28 protein-coding genes are annotated in these 22034 nt (G+C 41.5%); 13 read left to right on the forward strand and 15 right to left on the reverse strand.

Translation table 11 applies throughout. The features are described 5' to 3' along the window. Positions 1 to 143 precede the first annotated feature (143 nt). The 9 genes from abc-f to AC5FEC_RS01600 form a co-directional block, all read right to left on the reverse strand. On the reverse strand, positions 144 to 1685 hold the full coding sequence (abc-f, locus tag AC5FEC_RS01560; protein ID WP_493661079.1) for a ribosomal protection-like ABC-F family protein: 1542 nt from the start codon (positions 1683 to 1685) through the stop codon (positions 144 to 146). Between the two features lie 111 nt (positions 1686 to 1796). Then, the gene (locus AC5FEC_RS01565; protein WP_493661080.1) at positions 1797 to 2105 is read right to left on the reverse strand and encodes a DUF898 family protein; all 309 of its coding nucleotides are present in this window, start codon (positions 2103 to 2105) and stop codon (positions 1797 to 1799) included. A gap of 13 nt (positions 2106 to 2118) precedes the next feature. Further along, a complete protein-coding gene (locus tag AC5FEC_RS01570) occupies positions 2119 to 2811 on the reverse strand; it encodes a 5'-methylthioadenosine/adenosylhomocysteine nucleosidase (RefSeq protein ID WP_493661081.1) in 693 nt (230 codons plus the stop codon). Between the two features lie 57 nt (positions 2812 to 2868). Further along, on the reverse strand, positions 2869 to 3180 hold the full coding sequence (macP, locus tag AC5FEC_RS01575) for a cell wall synthase accessory phosphoprotein MacP (protein ID WP_037615146.1): 312 nt from the start codon (positions 3178 to 3180) through the stop codon (positions 2869 to 2871). 12 nt (positions 3181 to 3192) lie between these two features. Next, complete coding sequence (locus AC5FEC_RS01580; protein ID WP_037615144.1) at positions 3193 to 3747, reverse strand: NUDIX hydrolase; 555 nt, start codon at positions 3745 to 3747, stop codon at positions 3193 to 3195. 8 nt (positions 3748 to 3755) lie between these two features. Further along, the gene (gene glmU, locus AC5FEC_RS01585) at positions 3756 to 5135 is read right to left on the reverse strand and encodes a bifunctional UDP-N-acetylglucosamine diphosphorylase/glucosamine-1-phosphate N-acetyltransferase GlmU (RefSeq protein ID WP_037615143.1); all 1380 of its coding nucleotides are present in this window, start codon (positions 5133 to 5135) and stop codon (positions 3756 to 3758) included. Positions 5136 to 5471: 336 nt separating this feature from the next. Further along, on the reverse strand, positions 5472 to 6170 hold the full coding sequence (locus AC5FEC_RS01590) for a 3-oxoacyl-ACP reductase (protein WP_493661082.1): 699 nt from the start codon (positions 6168 to 6170) through the stop codon (positions 5472 to 5474). Continuing rightward, the gene (locus AC5FEC_RS01595; protein WP_037615139.1) at positions 6163 to 6399 is read right to left on the reverse strand and encodes a DUF2829 domain-containing protein; all 237 of its coding nucleotides are present in this window, start codon (positions 6397 to 6399) and stop codon (positions 6163 to 6165) included. Before AC5FEC_RS01595 ends, AC5FEC_RS01590 begins: the two co-directional genes overlap by 8 nt. Before the next feature lie 95 nt (positions 6400 to 6494). Next, positions 6495 to 7640: a tyrosine-type recombinase/integrase gene (locus AC5FEC_RS01600; protein ID WP_493661083.1), complete on the reverse strand. Its 1146-nt coding sequence runs from the start codon at positions 7638 to 7640 to the stop codon at positions 6495 to 6497. Between the two features lie 325 nt (positions 7641 to 7965). On the opposite strand from AC5FEC_RS01600, the gene AC5FEC_RS01605 reads away from it, so the two are divergent. Beyond that, entirely contained in the window at positions 7966 to 8730 is a 765-nt protein-coding gene (locus AC5FEC_RS01605; RefSeq protein WP_268735031.1) for a hypothetical protein, read from the forward strand. Here AC5FEC_RS01605 and AC5FEC_RS01610 read toward each other — a convergent pair. Then, the gene (locus AC5FEC_RS01610; RefSeq protein WP_268735032.1) at positions 8725 to 9420 is read right to left on the reverse strand and encodes a hypothetical protein; all 696 of its coding nucleotides are present in this window, start codon (positions 9418 to 9420) and stop codon (positions 8725 to 8727) included. The genes AC5FEC_RS01605 and AC5FEC_RS01610 overlap by 6 nt on opposite strands. 272 nt (positions 9421 to 9692) lie before the next feature. Continuing rightward, the gene (locus AC5FEC_RS01615) at positions 9693 to 10271 is read right to left on the reverse strand and encodes a helix-turn-helix domain-containing protein (protein WP_045498796.1); all 579 of its coding nucleotides are present in this window, start codon (positions 10269 to 10271) and stop codon (positions 9693 to 9695) included. A gap of 163 nt (positions 10272 to 10434) precedes the next feature. Here AC5FEC_RS01615 and AC5FEC_RS01620 point away from each other — a divergent pair, with 163 nt between their 5' ends. The 11 genes from AC5FEC_RS01620 (at position 10435) to AC5FEC_RS01670 (ending at position 16984) form a co-directional block, all read left to right on the forward strand. Further along, positions 10435 to 10632, forward strand: coding sequence for a helix-turn-helix domain-containing protein (locus tag AC5FEC_RS01620; protein ID WP_045498795.1), 198 nt, complete (start codon positions 10435 to 10437; stop codon positions 10630 to 10632). A gap of 16 nt (positions 10633 to 10648) precedes the next feature. Continuing rightward, positions 10649 to 11287, forward strand: a complete 639-nt coding sequence (locus AC5FEC_RS01625; RefSeq protein ID WP_493661084.1) for a Rha family transcriptional regulator — start codon at positions 10649 to 10651, stop codon at positions 11285 to 11287. A 282-nt stretch (positions 11288 to 11569) separates the two neighbouring features. Next, the gene (locus AC5FEC_RS01630) at positions 11570 to 11872 is read left to right on the forward strand and encodes a hypothetical protein (RefSeq protein WP_493661085.1); all 303 of its coding nucleotides are present in this window, start codon (positions 11570 to 11572) and stop codon (positions 11870 to 11872) included. 189 nt (positions 11873 to 12061) lie between these two features. Continuing rightward, the gene (locus AC5FEC_RS01635; RefSeq protein ID WP_313963177.1) at positions 12062 to 12277 is read left to right on the forward strand and encodes a hypothetical protein; all 216 of its coding nucleotides are present in this window, start codon (positions 12062 to 12064) and stop codon (positions 12275 to 12277) included. Next, positions 12264 to 12626, forward strand: coding sequence for a DNA-binding protein (locus AC5FEC_RS01640; protein ID WP_493661086.1), 363 nt, complete (start codon positions 12264 to 12266; stop codon positions 12624 to 12626). Before AC5FEC_RS01635 ends, AC5FEC_RS01640 begins: the two co-directional genes overlap by 14 nt. Beyond that, a complete protein-coding gene (locus tag AC5FEC_RS01645; protein ID WP_493661087.1) occupies positions 12590 to 12871 on the forward strand; it encodes an XRE family transcriptional regulator in 282 nt (93 codons plus the stop codon). Before AC5FEC_RS01640 ends, AC5FEC_RS01645 begins: the two co-directional genes overlap by 37 nt. 134 nt (positions 12872 to 13005) lie before the next feature. After that, positions 13006 to 13875, forward strand: a complete 870-nt coding sequence (locus AC5FEC_RS01650; RefSeq protein WP_493661088.1) for a primase alpha helix C-terminal domain-containing protein — start codon at positions 13006 to 13008, stop codon at positions 13873 to 13875. Between the two features lie 19 nt (positions 13876 to 13894). Continuing rightward, a complete protein-coding gene (locus tag AC5FEC_RS01655; protein ID WP_493661089.1) occupies positions 13895 to 15394 on the forward strand; it encodes a DNA primase family protein in 1500 nt (499 codons plus the stop codon). A 335-nt stretch (positions 15395 to 15729) separates the two neighbouring features. Further along, positions 15730 to 15906 (forward strand): hypothetical protein, encoded by a 177-nt coding sequence (locus tag AC5FEC_RS01660; RefSeq protein ID WP_493661090.1) that lies wholly within the window; start codon positions 15730 to 15732, stop codon positions 15904 to 15906. Between the two features lie 11 nt (positions 15907 to 15917). Continuing rightward, the gene (locus tag AC5FEC_RS01665) at positions 15918 to 16376 is read left to right on the forward strand and encodes a hypothetical protein (RefSeq protein WP_493661091.1); all 459 of its coding nucleotides are present in this window, start codon (positions 15918 to 15920) and stop codon (positions 16374 to 16376) included. A 98-nt stretch (positions 16377 to 16474) separates the two neighbouring features. Next, positions 16475 to 16984 (forward strand): hypothetical protein, encoded by a 510-nt coding sequence (locus AC5FEC_RS01670; protein ID WP_493661158.1) that lies wholly within the window; start codon positions 16475 to 16477, stop codon positions 16982 to 16984. Positions 16985 to 17235: 251 nt separating this feature from the next. Here AC5FEC_RS01670 and AC5FEC_RS01675 read toward each other — a convergent pair whose 3' ends face one another. Both AC5FEC_RS01675 and mazE read right to left on the reverse strand, forming a co-directional pair. Next, a complete protein-coding gene (locus AC5FEC_RS01675; protein WP_148877932.1) occupies positions 17236 to 17589 on the reverse strand; it encodes a type II toxin-antitoxin system PemK/MazF family toxin in 354 nt (117 codons plus the stop codon). Continuing rightward, positions 17573 to 17788 (reverse strand): type II toxin-antitoxin system PemI/MazE family antitoxin, encoded by a 216-nt coding sequence (gene mazE, locus AC5FEC_RS01680; protein WP_493661092.1) that lies wholly within the window; start codon positions 17786 to 17788, stop codon positions 17573 to 17575. The genes AC5FEC_RS01675 and mazE overlap by 17 nt, the downstream gene beginning before the upstream one ends. Positions 17789 to 17921: 133 nt before the next feature. Between mazE and AC5FEC_RS01685 the strand changes: the two genes are divergently transcribed. After that, entirely contained in the window at positions 17922 to 18356 is a 435-nt protein-coding gene (locus tag AC5FEC_RS01685; protein WP_493661093.1) for a DUF1492 domain-containing protein, read from the forward strand. Between the two features lie 1188 nt (positions 18357 to 19544). Here the strand turns inward: AC5FEC_RS01685 and AC5FEC_RS01690 are convergent. Then, complete coding sequence (locus AC5FEC_RS01690; RefSeq protein WP_493661094.1) at positions 19545 to 20711, reverse strand: MalY/PatB family protein; 1167 nt, start codon at positions 20709 to 20711, stop codon at positions 19545 to 19547. A gap of 1 nt (position 20712) precedes the next feature. Further along, on the reverse strand, positions 20713 to 21807 hold the full coding sequence (locus AC5FEC_RS01695; protein ID WP_493661095.1) for a cystathionine gamma-synthase: 1095 nt from the start codon (positions 21805 to 21807) through the stop codon (positions 20713 to 20715). Positions 21808 to 22034: the final 227 nt, after the last annotated feature.

Consider the following 22034-nt stretch of genomic DNA (forward strand, 5'->3'; position numbering starts at 1 on the left):
ATTCAAGAAATTATCAACCACAAAGCCCTCACTTATATTATACTTCTAAATGAGGGCTGTTTTCTTTATTTTCGTATTTCTGTGGGTGACGGCTATGTCGTCATGGCTGTCTGTCCCACTCTCTTTTCCTTTATTAAATTTTATCAAGTCAACTGGTTAAAATCCCAGATTTGATCCATCCAGCCTTCATAGAAATCAGGCTCGTGGCAGACCATGAGAATGCTGCCCTTGTACTCTTTCAAGGCGCGTTTCAGCTCTTCCTTGGCATCTACATCCAGGTGATTGGTTGGCTCGTCCAGAACCAGAACATTATTTTCTCGGTTCATGAGGAGGCAAAGTCGAACCTTGGCCTGCTCCCCACCTGAGAGAACCTGAATCTGGCTTTCGATATGCTTGGAAGTCAAACCACATCTAGCCAGAGCTGCTCGGACTTCGGCCTGATTGAGGGCCGGAAAGGCATTCCAGACTGCTTCAAGCGGTGTCTGACGATTACCACCTTCGACTTCCTGCTCGAAATAACCCAGCTCCAGATAGTCCCCACGCTCAACTTCCCCAGCGATTGGTGGTATAATCCCCAAGAGACTCTTCAAAAGAGTTGTTTTCCCAATCCCATTTGCCCCGATGATGGCCACTTTCTGATTGCGTTCAAAAGTCAGGTTAAGGGGCTGGGTTAGCGGACGGTCATACCCAATCTGCAAGTTCTCAGCCTGAAAGATAAAGCGGCCAGGTGTGCGAGCAGGCTTGAAGTCAAAGGAAGGCTTAGGCTTTTCACTCTGCAGCTCAATAATGTCCATCTTATCCAGCTTTTTCTGGCGGGACATGGCCATATTACGGGTCGCCACACGGGCTTTGTTGCGAGCTACAAAGTCCTTGAGATCCGCAATTTCTTTCTGCTGACGCTCATAGGCGGCTTCCAACTGAGATTTCTTCATCTCATAGACCTCTAAGAACTGATAATAATCCCCAGAATAGCGGGTCAACTGCTGATTTTCTACATGGTAGACGATATTGATCACATCATTCAAGAAAGGAATATCATGCGAGATTAGAACAAAGGCATTTTCATAGTTCTGTAGGTAACGCTTGAGCCAGTCAATGTGCTCCGCATCCAAATAGTTGGTCGGCTCGTCCAAAAGCAGGATATCAGGCTTTTCCAGAAGCAGCTTGGCCAAGAGAACCTTTGTCCGCTGCCCACCAGACAGCTCCGTCACATCGCTTTCCATACCGTAGTCCATGACACCTAGGGCCCGTGCGACTTCGTCAATCTTAGCATCCAGAGTATAGAAATCCCGGCTTTCCAAGCGGTCTTGCAACTCGCCCACTTCTTCCATAAGGGCATCGACATCCGCTCCTTCCTCAGCCATGCTCATATAGATTTCATTGATACGGGCCTCGGTCTTGAAAAGTTCGTCAAAGGCCGTCCGCAGCACATCACGGACAGACTGGCCTTGCTCCAGCATGGCATGCTGGTCCAGATAGCCAGCCGTCACATACTTGGACCACTCGACCTTGCCTTCGTCCGGCAGCATTTTACCAGTCACAATGCTCATAAAGGTTGATTTCCCCTCACCATTGGCACCGACCAATCCGATATGCTCTCCCTTAAGCAGGCGGAAGGATACATCCTCAAAAATAGCCCGGTCTCCAAAACCGTGGCTGAGATTTTTTACTTCTAAGATACTCATTTTTTCTCCTCTATCATTGATTGCAGTTCCTTGATTATACCATCAAAAGGGATTTTTTGGCAAGACAGAAGAAAAGGAAAAGCGAGCCACTTAGTGCCCACTTGCTTTATCTTAATCAAAATAATGTGTATGCTTGGTAATCCACTGGGTCAGTTTGATCTTCAGCCAAAATCCATAAATACCAAAGGTAACAATGGTCAGGAGCCACCACTTAATCCAATTTCCAAAAAGCTGCATGGCAGTACCGTCAAAGTAAAGACGGTGCCCGTCAATAACTGTATGTTTTATCTTCCAATTATACAGAATACACATGCCCCAAGGTGCACAAATTCCCAGCGTAAATACTGTAATCAAGGTAGCTAAAATCACATGACCGATGTAAGAAAAGAGACCGCCATCGAAATAAGACTCTTGATTCATGATATTTCCTCCTTTAAACCAATTCTTTCAGAAATTGAATCAGGGTTTCTGCAGAGCGTTTACCAGCTTCAAGAATAAATTCATCAAAAGTGACATTGGCATCATGGCTAGCTGTGTCGCTCATGGCCCGAATGACCATAAAGGGCAGGCCAATCGAATGTGTGGCTTGAGCAATAGCTGCGCCTTCCATCTCCACAGCTAAGACATCTGGGAAATGCTCCTTGATGCGGTCAATCTTGTCTTGACCAGCAACAAAGCTATCACCTGTCGCAATCAAACCTACTCTTGCCTTCTGATGGGTCTTTTCCAAAATTTTCTTCATTTCAGATACCAGATAGCGACTAGCTTCAAAATAGAGCGGCTGCCGTGCCATCTGACCGTAGTCATAGCCAAAGGCCGTCACGTCCACATCATGGTAGACCAGACGATCTGCGACTACCACGTCGCCGATAGCCAGCCCTTCTGCCACTGCTCCAGCCGAGCCTGTGTTAATCACGGCTGTGACCTTGAAGTCATTGACTAAAACAGCTACACTCATAGCTGACATGACCTTGCCAATCCCGCTTTCGACCAAGACCACTTCATGATAGCCGATAGAGCCCGTATGATAGACATGACCCAACCGAAGGTGCTTCTGCGGATTTTTCAAATGCTCCAGCAGAATCTTCAACTCTTCGGGCATGGCTGCGATAATTCCAATTTTCATGATTACTCATTTCCTCCATTCACATTAAAAAGCGAAGAAGCCTGGCTTCTCGCTTTATTATAGCCAAATAATTGCTGCGATTAATACAACCAAAAGAATCACAATCCAAAAGAGAATTCTATTTAGTTTAGCCTGAAAAATGCTTCGCTTTTGATTTTCAATCCGACGGCTTTTAGTCACTGTCGGTTCTACATCAATCTTCAGGGTGTCTTGAGTTACATTTCTGCGCGGGGCAGAGTAACCAAAACCACCTCTCCCGGCGGTAGAAATCACCTTTGTTTCCTCATCATCCATCATAGGCGACCCCGAAATGTCTTCACCTCGATTGGCACGCTCAATCATTTCATCAGTTAATAAGGGTTTTCCCATTGTTCTACATTCCTATTTCTTCAAGTTTTTTTCTTGCTGCCAATATTGAAGGGCCATGATAGTCTTGGCATCACAGATGTCCCCACTAGCAAGAAGCTGCTGAGCCTCTTCCAGACTGACTTCAAAGATTTCCAAGGTTTCATCTTCATCCTGAGGACGTGGATTTTCCACTTTTGTCAAATGGCTGGCGCTGTAAAGCTTGATTTTTTCATTGCAAAAACCAATAGCAGAATAAAAATCATAAAGCAACTCCAAGTCACCAGTATAGCCTGTTTCTTCCTCCAGCTCACGTAAAGCGGCTGCCTGAGGATCCGCATTTTCTCCCACTTCCAGTTTTCCAGCCGGAATCTCATAAGAAGTCGCTTCAATCGCCTTGCGGTACTGCTTGACTAAAATCATCTTATTTTCCGGAGTGATAGCAATCACAGCCACAGCGCCATTATGAAAAATCAAATCTCGTTGGGCTTGGCCTTTGCCTTCTGGCAACTCTACCTGATCCTGAACCACTTTAAAAATCGGTCCCTGATAAATTTCCGTCCGTTGGACGGTCTTTTCTTCAAATTCCATAACTGAACCTACTTATTTTGAGGGTGATGAGGAAGACGCTTAGCATAGTCTTCTTTATTTATCTGACGACCGCGTCCCAGAGCGATGGCATCTGCTGGCACATCCTTCGTTATGGTAGAACCCGCACCGACTAATGAATTGTCACCCAGCTCAACTGGGGCAATAATGGTCGAGTTGGAACCGACAAAGACATTGTCTCCGATAACGGTCTTGTACTTCTTCTGACCATCGTAATTTACCGTAATCGTACCTGCACCAAAGTTAACATGGGCACCAACCTGAGAATTACCGATATAAGTCAAATGACCAGCCTTGGTATTTTCACCAATACTAGAGCCCTTGACTTCGACAAAGTTGCCAACATGGACATCCTTAGCCAGACTGGATCCTGGACGGATATGGGCGTAAGGGCCGACTGTTACCCCATCTGCCACGCTAGACTCTTCAATCATCGAGTTTGTAATGACCGCTCGCTCACCAATTTCTGAATCTACAATATAAGTGCCATTGGTCAGGATAGTCTCCCCCCCAATCTTGGTCTGACCTTTTAGGGTCACGTTAGCTTCAACTTGAACCTCAGGCGCGATTTCCACATCTACATCGATATAGGTCGCATCTGGATTGACAAAGCTGACACCGTTGACCATATGCTGCTGGTTAATCCGGCGGCGCATCACACATTCAGCTGTAGCCAGAGCCACACGGTCATTAACCCCCAGACTCTCATCAAAGTCTTTCAGCGTATAAGCGCCGACTTTTTCGCCATTTTCACGGAAAATACCAATCACATCTGTGATATAGTATTCACCTTGGGCATTATTGGTATTGATATTTTTGAGAGCTTCAAAGAGGCGGGCATTGTCAAAGACATAGGTCCCTGTATTGATTTCCTTGATTTGCTGCTCAAAGTCAGAAGCATCTTTTTGCTCAACGATTTTGATGACTTCCCCGTGCTGGTTGCGCACGATCCGGCCATAGCCAAAAGGATTGTCAGCCTCTGCAGTCAAGATAGTCGCAACATTCTTGTGGTTGATATGAAAATCAATCAGATTTTTCAGGCTTTCTCCCGTAATCAGGGGCGTATCACCAGCAATAACCAGAGTTTGTCCAGCAAGGCCTTCCAAAACAGGCTCTGCCATCATAACCGCATGGCCAGTTCCTAGCTGCTCAGTCTGACGGACAAACTCTGTCTGACCTGCCAAGACTTGCTCGACCAGCTCTGCCTTGTGTCCGATAACGGTAACAGTTTTCTCTGGCTCAATCGCACTAACACTGCGGAAAACGTGCTCTAGCATGGAAATTCCTGCCACCTTGTGCAATACTTTTGGTAAATCTGATTTCATGCGAGTACCTTTACCCGCAGCCAAAATAACGGCATAATTTGTCATAAACGAACTCTTTTCTCTAAGATATTATCATTATTATACCATTAAAATGAGATTTTTTAAAATCAAAAAAGAAATAGACAGTTGAAATGTCTATTTCTAATGAAATATCGCCCAGCTTTCCTCTCAAAATTCTCAAACTTTTTGCATACAAATTACACATATGTGGGAAAATATTTTTTACTCTCAAGGATGCAAATTCACATGGAAGCATGCTAATTTTGCTCTTAGAATCCTCAGCACACTTGGAGGGATGAGACGAGCATGAAGTCACATTTGAATGCTTCTGTAGAGTGTAACCTATTTATTTCTTTTTCGTATTTGAAAATACTATTAAAACTACTTCAAACTCCAGCCGCCGTCGATTTTGATAATCTCGCCCTGCATAGCAGCTGCCTTACCACTGGCTAGAAAGAGGCTGACATCTGCCACTTCCTGAGGATCCAGCCAGCGCTTGATCGGCGTTTCCTCAGTAACCCAGTCTGCCTGTCTGCCTGGCTCAAAATCCGCAGCAGTCATGGCTGTCTTAACAGCGCCTGGCGCCAAGCCAAATACTTGGATATTTTTATCCGCATAGTCCAAGGCTATCTGCTTGGTCAAGCCGGCCAAAGCATGCTTAGAAGCAGTATAGGCGGCACCGCCACCACCAGCCAGAAAACTAGCAATCGAGCACATATTAATGATGATACCAGACTTTTTCTCCAGCATTTTCTGCAGGTAAAAGCGGGTTATTTTCATGGTCGCGGTCAGATTAAGGGCAAAAATCTGTTCCCAGTCCTCGTCGCTGGTCTCGTGCAGGGGACCATAATCGTCCAAGATACCGGCTGTATTGCAGAGAATGTCCACCTCGGGCAAGCTAGTAAAGAGCGGTGTCAAATCCCCTGTCAAATCCAACTTGATAAAACGCAGCTCATTGAGAAAACCAGGATTTTCATCCTTGTCCACCCCGTAAACACGGTAGCCATTTTCCAAAAAGGTCAGAGCCTGAGCTCGGCCAATGCCAGAGCTAGCTCCCGTCACCAGTACTGTCTTAGTCATTCACTTCCACCCAATCTGTCGCGAGCACATCACAAGGAGTCGGACTCCACACGGAGAAGCCCTCCCCCTCACCTGAAACATTGATGAGGAAATAAGGTGTCACTTCAAGAGCCACCCCATTCTGCTCAATCGTGTCAAAGAGCTGGACGTAGTTTTCTGCTCCGCCCCAGCCTGTACGCACGTATTTTTTCTTGGCCTTAAGGCCTGGTAAAATTTCTTCAAATGTCATGGTTTTCTCCTTTTTTATCTATAAACCTTGATTTGATAAGGTTTGTGAACCTCTGAAATGAGGTGGCTTTTAAATTTGTTCACCTTTTTGTGGACTTACAGGTCATTTATGGCTTTTTCGTAGTATGAAACAGCCTCTTTTTCTTTGTCCTTGGATAGGTGACTGTAGATGTCCATGGTCATAGCCAAGGTAGCATGGCCTAACCGGTATTGTAATTCTTTATAGCTGATACCAGCATTGAGCAATAAACTAGCGTGAGTGTGGCGGAAAGCGTGGAAGGTAAAGCGGGGTATTCCAATTTCTTTGCAACGCCTATCCAGGGAATCTTGCCTTGTGGCCATATTCTGATATTCTTTGGTCGGGATAGCAAATACTACAGACGGAGCACGCGCCCCATCTTCTACGAATAGTTGTCGCTGCCTATTTTTGTAGAGCTTCAGCATATTGACTGTTTTCCGGTCAATACTAATCACTCTGACCCCTGCTTTACTTTTAGGCGGGCCTACTAGATCCACCAGCCTATTATAATTCTTTGATATGCTGATGGTCGCATTCTCCAAGTCAATATCAGACCACTCCAGAGCCACTGCTTCACCAAAGCGACAGCCAGTCGCAAGCAGTAAGCTATACAGCACATAATCAAAATAATGACTGTATTTTTTGAATGCCAGCTTCTCCATATAGCCTAAAAGAGACTTCAAGTCCTCCGGAGCGATAAACTTGATTGCTTTACTCTCACGTTTTGGCTTCCTGGGCAGGATAATATCCCTCGCTGGGTTGAATGGCAAGAGCTGCAGTGAAACGCCATATTTTAAGATACGGCTGTTTATCGAGTGAACCACACCAAAGTGAACCAAGCGACTTGATAAGTCATTGATGAAACTCTGGATATAACTAGCGGTCAGCTTATCCAGTTTCATCTTTCCAAAAACTGGGATTAAGTGGCTATTCACCATTCTTTCTGTCGCTATGAAGGTTTGTGGTTTGACAGTCAGCCGGTAACTTTCTAGCCACAGTTCAGCCAATTCTTGATAATTCTTCACCCGCACAGCTTTATGAACCGTTGATCCATTTGCTTTAAAGTCAAGCTGCGCGTGCTGGGCTTTGCTCTTGACCTCTTTTCTTGTCCGTCCAGTGATACTGGTCTTTACTTTCTTCCCTGTTACCTGATCCACTCCCAGATAGACACTTGCGCGGTACACGTTGCTACCGTCTTTCTTTCTGACTTCTGTTATTTTCATGATATACCTTTCCATCAGCAGGCAAGCTGTTATTAAAAAGATTTTAGATTGAATTAGGTTTATATCATGCTAGGATCTACGAGAACCCGTCTATTTTCGATTTTAATGAGTTGGACGGTCAAATATACCAGAAAAGAAAACACGCGCTTAAACGGGCTTATATTGCGTTTTATCTCACTTCTCGATAAAATGAGGATCAGAAAATGGTCTTTTGAATGGTTGGTTCTTATACACGAGTTCCTCGCACTCGAGCTTGCAAGCGGGTAGTGTGGGGTTTTCTTTTATGTTATAATCAAATTAAATAAAGTTTATCAGGAGCGATAATATGAAAATCACAAAAATTATTCTCATCGTTACTTCGTTAATTTGGACACTGGTCAATTTATACCAAACTATTCATTCACCAACTGCGGTAAATCTAACGAGTTTCATGGGAATTGTACCTGTGATTGCAGGTTTGTATTCTGAAATTGACTGGGTGTATATAAATTGGAATAAGTTTAGAGCGTACCTATTTTTGAAGACGGTCTCTTTTACACCCAAGAGTTCTAGATTTTTAAAAGAAAATACTACACTGAGTCAATTAGAAAGAAAAATCCGAGATGAGTTAAAAACGGGAAACTATTTTATTGATGAATCTACTTTTAGAAAAACCCATGAGGATATTTATATGGATATAGAATCTGAAAGAGGTATAAAAAGCAAGTTAAGCATTAGTCTGCATCCGGAAAATGATGGTCAGAGACTGATATTAAAAGCAGATTATCAATTGGCATATAGAGATGTAAACAAACAATGGTCTACTTTTTTGTTGTTAAGAGATAACTTATTTGCTAACTATTCCAAAGAAGAAAATAGTAAAGAGCGATTTGATGTAACAATTAAAACTGATAGACATAAAAAATACAATCCTTTTTATCGGTTGACTGTACGTCACCTTGGAAAAAAAGATATAAAAAAATTTGATTTACAGTTTAAAGATAATGCGTTATCAGTCAAGACTGGTATTAATCAGATTTTTGGAACATCTAATAATTATAAAGATATTGAAAAACTAATTAAAGAATATATACCATTATCACGGTTATGATAATACGCCGATCTTCATTAGTGTTGCTATAGAAAATTCCAGCATCGGATATTCCTTCTGTTCAGAAATATCTGTTAAAGAAGTAAAGGATAGAATCGTACCAGATTGGGTTAACATAATCGTTCTTGATTTACCTAATATATCTAACGTACCTATGATTTTTGTAGCTTCATCATTTTCTAAAGCTTCGATCGCTTCGTCGTTTACATCAACTTCGTCTCCTGAAAAAGATTTACTTGAGACGCCAGCATCTGTGCTATTAAAACTAACACCTTTTGTTTGTGGCATCATGTTTGAAATCTTTTTCAAGTCAAATTTTAAGGATGTGTATTCAATATTAAGACTCTCAATTTTTTCTAACTCCTTCAAAAATTTTTTAGCAGTAGGAGTAGTTGTGCTTAAAAATAATAATTGATCGCTTTTTGAGTAAAAAAGGTCAAATTCAAACGCCTTTTGGTAGTTGTTATATTGTTGATATTCATCAGCATCAGAATTAAATACCAAAATTTCATCATCAATTTTTTTTGTGTAAATTCCTCTGAATTTAGTATATACTTTCCCTTCGATAGTCAATGTTTGATCGGTTGTTGTAATTGATCCGATAGTAACATTGGCTTTTTTTATATCCGTGGTTCCGTTTGGTATTTCGAACTTTGAAACTTGCCGTACTGATATTGATGTTGCTCCCATATTATTCTCCTTTTTATCCAACTAATCTATAAATTTCTTTTTTTAACATCATTTTATCTGAGATGTTTTTAAATTATATTCTTCTTGAAACGAATGTAATTAAACTCTGATACATCAATAATGTCCTTTAATTCTTCTACAGGATGATGAATTATATCCCTATCAATCTTAAGTTTACTCAACTCCCTGTTAATATTGTGGTTAGTTCAGTCCAAATTGCTATTTTAGGGGAGCCGAAAGTGCCGATTTTATTAGACATTGTGGCGCGTGGGTTAGAAAGTAGGAGATAAAAGAGTACCTAAATGAATTGTTTCCTCCAAGGAACTAGGTTCGATATCAAAAGTGCTTTGAATATACTCACGAACAATTTCTGCGAAATCATTTTGAAACTGTATTGGCCAGTTGAATATTGTGTCACTAACTCCATCATTATCTTTGGAAATTTTAAATTGTATATTTGAGCACTTGAAAAAGTTTCGAGTGTTGACAAAACAACTTCCTTGATATTCAATGGTCAACTTTTTTCCTAAATGAAAAATGTTGATTATTAAAAAAACAGGCTCCTCCCAACCTTCAAAAGCAAATTGCATTTCTTCTGCTAACTCAGATAAGGAGTCGTAATTATCAAATCCCGCTTTCATAGAAATTTCGAACGGAATATAATCGAAAAAATCAGCAGGAGATACCATTAGGTAGTTACATAACTTGTCAACGGTCGAGATATTTATTTTATCGGTTTTATTGTTTGAAATCTTTGATATTGTTGAGCGTGCAATCCCTGTATCATTGAATAATTGTGTAGCGGTTATTCCTCTATCTATCATTAATTTAGCAAGATTATTTCTAAGCATATTTCTTTCCTCCTTGAAAATATTTTAGCTTATACGCTAAATTTTTTCAAGTTTTTTTATTATTTTACTTGACACAATAAAAATACAGTGTATAATAAGAGACATAATTTTAGCGCTAGCGCTTCAATTTTTCTAAAAAGAAACAAAAAGGAGGGCTAAAGACATGCAAAATAATTTTCGGGTTCTTTTGGCAAAGCAACGCAAAAAAGTTTCAGACGTCTATAAGGCTACAGGTATTTCAAAAAGCACACTCACAGCTTTATACTACGAGCGTACCAAAAACCCTGAAGCAGAAACTTTGCTGAAAATCGCTGATTATCTGGGCGTAACCTTAGATGAGCTACTGACACCAGAAGAGTAAGAAAGGAGCGAAACCAATGGAACTAGTCTACATGGACGGCAAGAAAGAGCCGTATACAACCCACGAAATAGTGGCAGAACATGCTGAAATAGAAATTATTTCAGTCAGAAAACTAATTGATAAGCACAAAGAAGATTTAGAAGCCTTTGGGGTTTTGTCATTTGAAATCCATAAACCTGAAAAAGGATCATTAGGCGGACGGCCTAGAAAAATCTATCGCTTAAACGAACAGCAAGCGACTTTATTAGTGACTTATCTAGGGAATACCCGACCCGTTAGAAACTTCAAGACAAACCTAGTCAAAGCATTCTTTGAAATGCGGGACGAGCTAACAAAATTTAAGCTGCAGCGTGCTTTAGAAAAGCCAAAGCGCAAGACTTTACACGACAGCATAGAAAGCTGGAAAGAAGCTCCGAAGCATCCGCATAGCACCATTACAAACCTTTTGCTAAAAGGCACTAGCGGCATGAATAAAAAGCAACTGATGGCAGCGCGTGGCGGTCTGACAGGTATCGATAGCTTGACCAGTACCGAGCTTATCAGATACCAAGCCTTGGAAGATATGGCTATCGCTATGATTAACCTAGGCATGACCTATCAGGATATTAAGTCCATGGTCTTCAGACCAAAAGAAAACGCACCACAGGGCGCGTGAGAGCAACAAAAAAGGCTTACCGAGACCAATCAGCAAAGCCTTTCACACTATCACTAAAACATAATAAACAAGCAGGCAAGCTGTTATTAAAAGGGTTTTAGTAAAGATTTATACCTAGATTATAGCATATCTAGGACACTTTGACCATATGGAGAGCGCCAACTCTTAAAACTGGTATCACCTCACGCTTTCAAACTTTGGCGAGTCTGAGCGTAGGGAAATCATGTATAAGAAACAACCATTCAAAAAACTCTAAATACATAAAAAATCGAGGTAAATACCATGAAAAAACAAGACCAAAATCAAACAGTTGCTCTGACAGTTAAGCAAATCAAAGAACAAGGCCGACGCACTACCAATGTTATGACGAGAGTAGATACTCTAAAAGGATATGCTAACAGTCTTATGCTAGCCATGAACAGCGAGCCAGACAGAACTATTCTATTGGGCTGCCTAAATAACTTTCTAAGCCAGGTATATGACCAGATGGATGTAATGCATCAGGAACTAGATGCTGTGGCATATCAGCTACTGGAATGTGACAATCCAGAAGAACTAAAAGCCTATCTGAGCGCGAAAGTATAAAAAAACATAGGGAGTTATCAAAATGAGCGAACTACTAGGCGCAATTTTAACACTACTACTTTTCTTTCTGGCTGGCGTATGCGCTGAGCTGTTTCACTCCTGGGCTATTGCTTACAGACGCCGAGGGTATATCACCAAACGGCAACTCAGAAAGATGGAAAAATGGCTTGAAACAATGGAGGGCAGAGGATGACAAATAAAACGAATGATATTCTAGTGGACTATGAAGGGCTTTGCGGACAGTTAAAGGACATTCTAGATGTCTTAGAGTTAGCTAGTGCAGAGGAAGGGCAGAGAACTTTTTCCCTGCTCCATACAGCTAACCACGCTCTAAAACAACTCATTTCAGAACATGACGCTCTAGCCGAGACATACCGGAAGGAGGCCTGCCATGACAGAGCTTGAAGAAAGAATTCTAAGACTGATACCCGTAGGGGCGGACGAGCCACGCGCAGGGCGGGATATAGCCAATGTGCTAGGGCTGGAGATGAGAGCCTTACGAGATCATATTCTCCGGCTTATCGTTCGCTATGGTATCCCTATTGTGGCCAAACGTGGGGCAGGTAACGGCTACTATATTCCTGCTAACGATACCGAACGCCTAGCAGGGATCAGGGAGCTAAAGGCTCAGTATGACACAGAGGGAAAGCGTCTAGATGTGCTAATTAAAGCTGATTTAGAAAGCTATAAAGAGCTGCTGAAGGGAGCTGATCAGGAATGTTTAGTCTCAGCAAAGAAAGTGAATATGAGCTAACTCATGGCGTTCTGGAGCTTGTGGAGAACTATCTAGAAGCGCGTGAGAAGACCAAACCATGCTTAACGGGTTTAATCTCAGCCCAGCAAGCCATGGACGAACTGGATATAAAATACAAGACACTGCAACGATGGGAAAATGCAGGGCTAAGACGATACAAGCCACCGCTAGAGGACGCTAGAAAAGCGTATTACAGGGTTAGCGAACTTTTAAAATTTTTGGGGGTGGAAAATGGCAAGGTATAACATACATCCCGCCCAAGGTGGCGGCAAGTATCATGATATGAAAATCTATAAGGATCGGCAGCCTAAACCTCTTACACACGAGGAACAAAAACGCTTAAAACGCCTGAAAAAGAAACGGAGAAAGGGGCGATAGGATGGCCATCTATGAAAGCCGAGGATTTGGATCACTACTCCGGCCATATAAAGGCAAGCTAGAGCCGTTTGAGTATGTTGCACAATTTAAACCCATGTCAGTCCCAGAAGGTGCAGATATTAAGGAATACAAACGAACTGCAGCGCCCTACTGCTTAAGCGGAAAAGTAATCGCAGAAAAAAATGGCAGCTATCGCAGAAGTAATCAAAGTTTAGTGTATCGTGATTTGATTTTCCTTGATTATGATGAGATTGAGGGAACGACTGAGAGCTTTATAGAAGCTGTTTCTAGTGCTCTTTTTGGCTACTCCTATATCTTATACCCCACCATCAAACACACCCCCAAAAAACCTCGTTTTCGCCTTGTGGTGAAGCCTAGCGGTGTGATAAATGAGGCAGCTTATAAGCAGGTAGTCAAAGAGATTGCTGACAAGATAGGGATCCCCTTTGACATGGCTAGTCTAACCTGGTCACAACTCCAAGGGTTACCAGTAACAACTGGAGAACCAGCAGACTATCAAAAAATCGTAGAGCATGGGATAGATTATCCAGTACCACAGGGGAGTACTGAACCACTCAACAAAAAAACTACTACTGCTGCTCCTTACACCCCCAGAACAAACGGACAACGCTCTATCACTATGAGGGTCATAGACACCCTTTTCAATGGTTTTGGAAACGAGGGAGGGCGTAACGTGGCACTCACGCGCTTTGTAGGCTTACTCTTTAACAAGTGGGTTGATTGTGACCTAGAGACCGCCTACGAGCTAACAAAGATAGCCAATAGCGTGACTGCTGAACCGTTATCGATTGAGGAACTAGACCGCACTTTCAGCAGCATAGCACGGGCAGAATACAGAAAGAGAGGGTAGAACCATAGAACTAGAAGAATTGGAAAACCTAAAAAGTGAAATCTTAGAGGTGAGAGAAAAAGAGCAACCCCCTAGGACGATGAAAGAGCTTGAAAATCGTATCTTTCAGGCTGGTGAAGAATGGCGAACTGAACATACCGAAACTAAGGTAAACGAGTCCACAGGGGACGTTACCGAGAAGGTAGCCATGCCCCAAACCTTCACCGTTGCCAAAATACTAAGCGATATTGTCACGTTTACTTTTATCAGTAAGAGCAACATAGCAGACTATAGCCTACTCTATATCTATGATTTAGACGAGGGTATCTATACCGCTAGTAATGACTTGTTTAACCTATTCTGTAAGACTTTTGACGTGAGAATTAAGCCCAGAGAGTGGCCACAGATTAAGTTAATGGTTAGGACATTGACCAAGATTAAGAAACCACTGGAGAGTGCTGACCTTGTCCCCGTTAAGAATGGCATTATTGACCTAAGAACTAAGGAGCTACTCCCTTTTAGCCCTGACTATGTCATTACAAGCAAGATCAGCACAGCTTACCACGCGCCTAAACGAGTCCCAACAGATCGAGAGGGCAAAACTTTTGACGATTGGCTAAACTCAATCGCTTGTAATGATAGTGAACTGGTAACACTGTTTTGGCAGATTATCCTAGAGGCTATCAATCCTAACCACACCCGAAACAAGTTCGCGATCTTCTACGGGGACGGTAACAACGGCAAAGGGACATTTCAGCGCTTCCTTATCAATCTGATAGGAGAAAGCAATATATCAGCGTTAAAACCTGCACAGTTTGCTGAAAAGCATAACCTTGAAACCTTGGTGGGTAAAGTTTGTAATATTGGAGACGAAGCCCCAAACGAATACTTAAAAAATCCGTCTGATCTAATGAGTATCACTAGCGGGGACACCGTGCTAGTCAATCCAAAAGGGCGGCCAGCTTTTGAGGCTACTTTTAAGCTCTTTAATATTTTTTCGGGCAACTATATCCCCAACGGAGGCAACAAGACTAAAGGCTGGTATCGTCGAATTATGATCGTCCCTTTTAACGCTGACTTTAACGGGGAAAAGGAAAAGCCTTGGATAAAAAACGAGTTTTTAGCAAATAAGGACGTCCTAGAATATGCCCTATACAAAGCTATCAATCAAGAGCCTTTTACACACTTTATCGAACCTAAAGCAGTTAAAGGCCTTCTAGAAGAATACCAGGAAGATAATGACTACTTGCTTTCATGGGTTAAACACGAATACATGGAAAAAGGTTGGCACGAGCTGGACGTAGTACCTGTTTTTATCGTTACAAGATCACTAAAGCACTATGCCGAAGATATGGGCATACCCAAGCCCAATGTTTACGGAGCAGGTAAAGAAACTATCAGGCACTTACAACAGTTGACGCCTAATAAGTACCAACTTAAGCGGGCGAGGGTTAAAGTTGAGGACTTCGATAAGTTAGACCCTTTCGATTTTGAAAGAACAAAACTAGCTAAAACTAATCATGCTGTCGTTAAAGACTAAAATGTTACCTTCTTTTTATGCCCTAAACCCTTGGTATATCTAGGTTTTCACCCCAAAATGTTACCTTCTTGTTACCTTGTTTATAAAGAAGGTAACGTAGTTGAACCCTTGATAATACTGACTTTTTGGGAAAAATGTTACCTTGTTACCTTCTTTTTAACTCTCTATATAGGGAAAAAATAGTATTTATATATATAAGGGCTATGACTTCAAAAGAAGGTAACATGGTAACAAAACGGTCTAAACCCTTGTGGCAGTAAGGCTGGAATATGTTACCTAGAAGGTAACAAAATCACTAAAGAAGGTAACAAATTGAAGAAAAGGAGCTAAAAAAAATGAAAATCAAGATATTTTATCAACAACATAAGCAAAGCCTGGAGGAATTTGAATCTCAAGTCAACGACTTTATGGCAAGTGTTGAAGTTGTGGATGTGAAATACACTGAAGCGACTGAAGGTGACTACGAGAATTTGAGTGCAACATTGGGGCTACTGGTCCTATATAAAGAATAAGGAGGAATCCCATGACAGAACCAGCATACTTTGAACAGGCAGATCAGGAACTGAAGGAACTCAAGCGCAAACGTGACGATTTCATGGCGGATGCAACACCGGTAGAACTTACAGATACGCCTAAACTGATTGAACTAGGTGAGAAGCTCCGGACAGAAGACACCAGCATCAACGCCTATGAGTTATACAGACACCCTGAAGCGCGTGCAAAGTTATTCGCCCAAATCGTGGAAGCCTGCTTCTTGCTGATTGCAGATAGTTCGCCAGTACCAGTGCAGCCAACACAAGCCCAGCGGATCCATTTTTGCGAGTACCTAGAAGGGCAGTTCCAGAATATCATTAAGAAGTTGATTGCAAGCACAGACAAGCAAGCTCTGGAGTCTTTACTTGAAGCCCTGCAACTGCCCAAAGAAAAACAAGCTCAGTTTATCCGTAATGTGGTAGTAAGTGGCTTACTCAGTGAAGAATAGTAGCAAAGGGGCATTGCCTCTTTTTGTGGCTTAATTGCTACTCATCCCAATAGATTTGGGTTTTTCTGTATATAGGTATTTTTGAACGGATGAAAATTATAAAATCAATAGCTATTGAGACATTTATAAAGCCATTGAAAATAAAAAATCTAACCCATGGTATAGCTGAGTTAGACAGCAGGAAACTAGAAATAGACTTAGATAATTTATGGATAACCCTTGACAAAGACTACTTTGATTTAAATAGAATACCAGGGACCAAGGGAGGCTATCGCTACTTCTTTCTATGCCCTATTTGTGGTCAGCGGTGTAGAATACTTTATAAACGATATTTGCTCTATGGTTGCGGATCATGCCAGAAAATACACAAGTCAACCCTGAATCGCAGTAAGACAGATTGTCAATACTATTGGGAGAGAGCACTGAGAGAGGCTAGAAAGGTAGAACCAGGCTGGAGCCCTAAACGTGGCGGATATATGTTTGACGCTTTTCCTGAACGACCTAAGTATATGAAACGCGCCAGGTATTATAAGCACTATCAAAAATTCCTGAACTATACTAGAAAAGGTGACAGTCTTTGGATGAATGGTTTGGGTAGATTGAGGTAACTTTTGGCCACTAAACGGAATGGCTAAAGCTCTAAAAAAGTACCAAGTCTTGGGTTAGGCTGCGCGTGCTCAAAGCTCGAGCAAAGCTGGAGAAAATGCAAAATATCCCCTACCATTTATCAAACAGAGAAGGAACAAATAACTTGCCTTATATGCCTGCAACATGTTAGCAGGTATGGAAAAGTATGTACATATTCTGCCAGTCATTGAAAATACAAAAAGCCAAGGTGCTCCGCCTCAGCTTGATTGATTCATGCTTCAAAGATGAAGTTATAGAGTTGAACAACCTTCTGAAAGCTCGGTGTGTCCATAGTGGTGATTTTTTGCGCCTGGCGTTCTCGAAAGTCGAAGGTGTAGAGCTGGAGCGGATTCACTGAGCCGTCTACCTCAGAGGACAGGACAGGAACCAGCAAGCCTAGCTTTTCTAGTTTCTTCTGGCCATGCGTGACAGGGCAGACCGCAACGAAGCCAGTGCGTTCTGAGTATTCCTTACGAGATACCACCACGGCAGGGCGGCGCTTCTGGATCTCACGCCCGACAGATGGATCAAAGTCTATCCAGATAATATCCTGCTTTTCTGGGATATAGTTAGATTTCACTGTCAAGTAGCTTCACCCCTTCAAAATCATTTTCCATACGGAGATCAACCGCTTCAGCAAATGGATCTGCAATCTTTGGAGCTAGGACGATCACATTATCAGCGCCTTTGTAAACGACCATTTCTTGACCTTCCGGAACATCTAGCGCCTTGGGAATGGTCACAGTTAGAGAGTTCCCAACTTTACGGGTTTTTACTGTATTCATTTCTTTTCTCCTTTATTCGTATATATCAAGTATATACCCAAAAAAAGAGAAAAGCAAGCAAAAAGCCAGCCTTGCGACTGACTCCTTGGTATAGATTTGATAGATTTATTATACCACAAGAGGAGGCCAAAGCGTGACACCAGAGCAAGTAAAAGCAAAGTTAGAAGGCATTAGATGGTTAGATAAAGAGATTCAGAGTTTGCAGTTAGAACTTCAATATCTAGAACAAGGTCTGTTTAAAAAATCAACTCTGACACAAACCAAAGTCCAGACTAGTAGAGTGAACAATACAGAGAATGAACTTGTCTATGTTTTGAAGTTGAAAGAGGACATACAAGAGAGACTTTCCAGTCTAATCAAAGAACGTTCAGAAACTTCGAAACTCATTGACAAGCTGAGTGATCCTCTTGAAAGGTCAGTGTTGCGGATGTTCTATGTCAATCACTTGGAAATATGGAATATCGAAGACAAGATAGAAAAGTCAAAAACAACAATTTACAGAATAAAGAGTTCAGGAATAAAGAAACTTGCTAAGCTCATGGATGATAGAGCTTCTAAACTTACTTAGCAAAGCAGCTTCTTCCGCTGCTTGCCTTTTGGCCAAATGCTTCAGGCTATCACTTATACTGTTCAACATTCGGAAACTACCCCCTATTTTTTTGAACGGGGCTATATTGTTTCGATTTTAAAGGACGCGGCCTTTTCCGTGCGAAAAATTCCCTTTTTGAAAATTTTAAAGCAGAAAGAAATGCGGTATTATTAGGCTTTTAAGTTGATTTTTTAGCTATAAGGCTACCCATTGACTAAGGATATTTATAAAAACAACCTAGTACTGACAAGTTATTACACATTCCTCCAGTTATCGTGAGGATGAAGCTACGCACGATCGAGCCGAGAGTAGACCAAGAAAGATTTTCATTTTTTAATTGAACAAGGAGCGAACAAAGAGGACTGCAAATATCGAGAGTAATAAAAGATTAATAATATCAAAGGCAGGGTCTATGGATCTACCCTCTACCCTTTACGGCCTTCACACCAGCACTATACATTTTTTTACGGGACAATTAAGAAAAGGAGTGTGCTTTTTACGGCCGATATGGACATAAGGATAAGAATAATTCTTCACAGATTTAGATTAAGAGGAAATATGATATAATCAAGATATAAAGGATAGAGGTTGAAAAGTATCCGCCTCCAACGCGCCACTTAGCTAGTGGGTCGAGAAATGCGGGCGACATTCGGCGGTCCCGCCTATCCTTTCTTATAGCTAGCCCTTAGAAACGATTCTAGGGGCTTTTGTGAGGTTATAACTCTACAAAGCATGCACCTCATGATATAATATATCTATCAGCAACTCCACAAGTAATAAAAAAAGCACGTTTGACCGTGCTAGTTTCTTGCCTGCTGAACTCATCAATTTTACGCCCTTTTTGAGGGCTTTTTTTGTTCACCTTTTTGTGGACTCCTGAAGAATATCAAAGATGAACTAATATTGGTATTCTTGCTATAAACCGCTATAAACCACTGTAAAGAGACACTAAAGAATATATAAAATCATGGTTTTTCTAAATTTCTTCAAATGTCATGGTTTTCTCCTTTTATCACTTTCAATTTATTCATCAAGGCCGCATTGGCATCATTTTCGCAAATCTAAGTCGTCACTATTTTCCCTGATAATACCTTTTGAAATACCTTGAAATGTCCATCTATGATTCCAAGCAAGTCTCTCTTGAGGAAAAGATTCCGTTTTATTTGCTCAATGAGGTAAATTTTCTGCAATTCGCTTACAAATTTCTTCTATGATACTTTTAGGTGCTGCAACATTCAGCCGCGCATGATTTTTTCCTTTTTTTCCAAAGTCCGTCCCTCGGTTAAGGACTACTTTTGCTTTCTGGCGCAAAATCTGAAATAACTCTTCGTCAGTCAAGTTATAAGCTGAAAAATCCAGCCAAATCAGGTAAGTTCCTTGTGGCTTCATAACCTTGAGGCTAGGAGCATGCTGACTAAAGTAAGCGACTACAAAATCAATGTTATCCTCCAGAACAGCTTTGAGTTCAGTCAACCAAGGCTTGCCATAGCGATAAGCAGCTTCCGTAGCTAAAAACCCTAGACTAGATACTTCATGATGATTATTGGCCAGCTGACGTTGCTGAAATTTCTTTCTCAACTTTGGATTTTCAATAACAACGTAGGAATTTTTGGTACCAGCAATATTGAAAGTCTTAGTTGCGCTGCTCAAAATCAGTGTAAAATCTTTGAAATCAGGCGAAACTGTGTTAAAAGAACAGTGTTTATTGCCAAAAAAGGTCAAGTCTTGATGGATTTCATCAGAAACTAAAATCACCCCGTGCTGCTGACAGAGTCGGCCAATTTTTTCTAGTATCTCTTTTTCCCAAACACGGCCACCAGGATTGTGAGGATTGCAAAATACATATACTTTAACATCGTGTTCTGCCAAATCCTTTTCCAACTGCTCAAAATCAATCTGGTATAAGCCGTCCTCTTCTATCAAAGAATTCGTAATCAGTTTACGATTATTGAGCTCAATACTGCGAGCAAAGGGAGGATATACCGGAGTATTAATCAACACCGCATCTCCTTCCTGAGTAAAAGCCTGAATGGCTATGGAGATAGCTGGAACTACCCCTTCAATAAAGACAAGCGCATCTTTTTCAAAAACGTAGCCATGCTCTTCTTTTTCCCAGTCCAATACAGACTGAATCAAGCTATCACTAGCATAGGTATAACCATAGACTAACTGTTCTGCATAATCATGAACTGTCTGCCTGACTTCGGGCAGGACTTCAAAGTCCATATCAGCTATCCAGGCAGCCAAAACCTCTCGGTCATTTTCCGCCTCTTTCCACTTGTAAGTATGTTGCCCCAATCGATTCGGTGCTGTTTCAAAATTATAATTTCCCATATTAAGCCTCCAATGCTGACTGCAAGTCAGTCACTAAATCTCGGCTATCCTCAATACCAATAGACAGTCTCAGTAGATCATCCGTCAAACCATAAGAATGGCGCACTTCTACAGGAATATCTGCATGCGTTTGAGTTGCCGGATAGGTAATTAAACTCTCCACTCCTCCCAGACTTTCAGCGAAAGTGAAGATTTTAAGATTATTCAACAAATCAGGTATTTTACTCTCATCCACAACCTTAAAAGAAATCATACCTCCTTTTCCTGGGTAAAGCACCTCCTTAACAGCCGCAGATTTTTTCAAAAACTCCACGACAGCTAAAGCATTTTGCGTAGAACGTTCCATTCTCAAAGACAGAGTTTTGAGTCCCCGAAGAAGCATATAACTGTCAAACGGTGATAAAACGGCACCAGTTGTATTAAGTTGATAAAAAAGCTTTTCATAAATCTTAGCATTACTGGTCATAATCGCTCCGGCTAAAACATCGTTGTGCCCTCCTAGATATTTGGTCGCAGAATGCAAAACAATGTCTGCTCCATCCTCAAGTGGCCTTTGATAAATTGGACTGTAAAAGGTATTATCGACTACCACGGTCGCACCGTTCTCATGAGCCGCTTTAGCAATGCGAGCAATATCAAACTCGACCATCAAAGGATTCGTAGGGGTTTCGATATAAACAACATCCACTTGGTCTGTCAATTCAGTTAACAGCTCTTCTTCACTGCGAGCATAACTAAAATGAAAGCGACCTTCTTGCTCGAGCTGATTAAACCAGCGGAAAGAGCCACCATAAAGGTCCCGTACAGCAAGAACTTTGCTGCCCGCTGGAAATATGCTAAAAGCCAAAACAATGGCACTCATCCCTGAGCTAGTTGCTAAAGCATAATCTGCACTTTCAATAGCTGCTAGCGTTTCTTCCAAACTAGCACGTGTCGGATTCTTCGTACGCGTATAATCATATCCTGTTGACTGACCAAACTCAGGATGCTGATAAGTAGTTGCAAAATGCAAAGGTGTTGTCAGGGCACCAGTCGTTTTATCATTCTTAATCCCAGCTTGAGCTAAAATAGTATTTAGTTTTAAGTTCTCACTCATAGCAACCTCCGATAAAAAATATTGAGAAATTTCCCTCAATTGTTTTACCTTTCTATTGTAACATCTTCAGAAAAAGCTAAACTTTTTTCTTTTTAAGATCTAGGTATAGTTTGAAGCTATGGTCACTATTTTAATATTAACTGACTATACTCTATTCAAAGAAAACATCCAAGCATCTTCCAGATTTTTTTGAGGAAGTCAAAGCTTTCTTTAGCCACCGACTCTAC

The organism is Streptococcus sp. STC1396 (assembly GCF_058933875.1).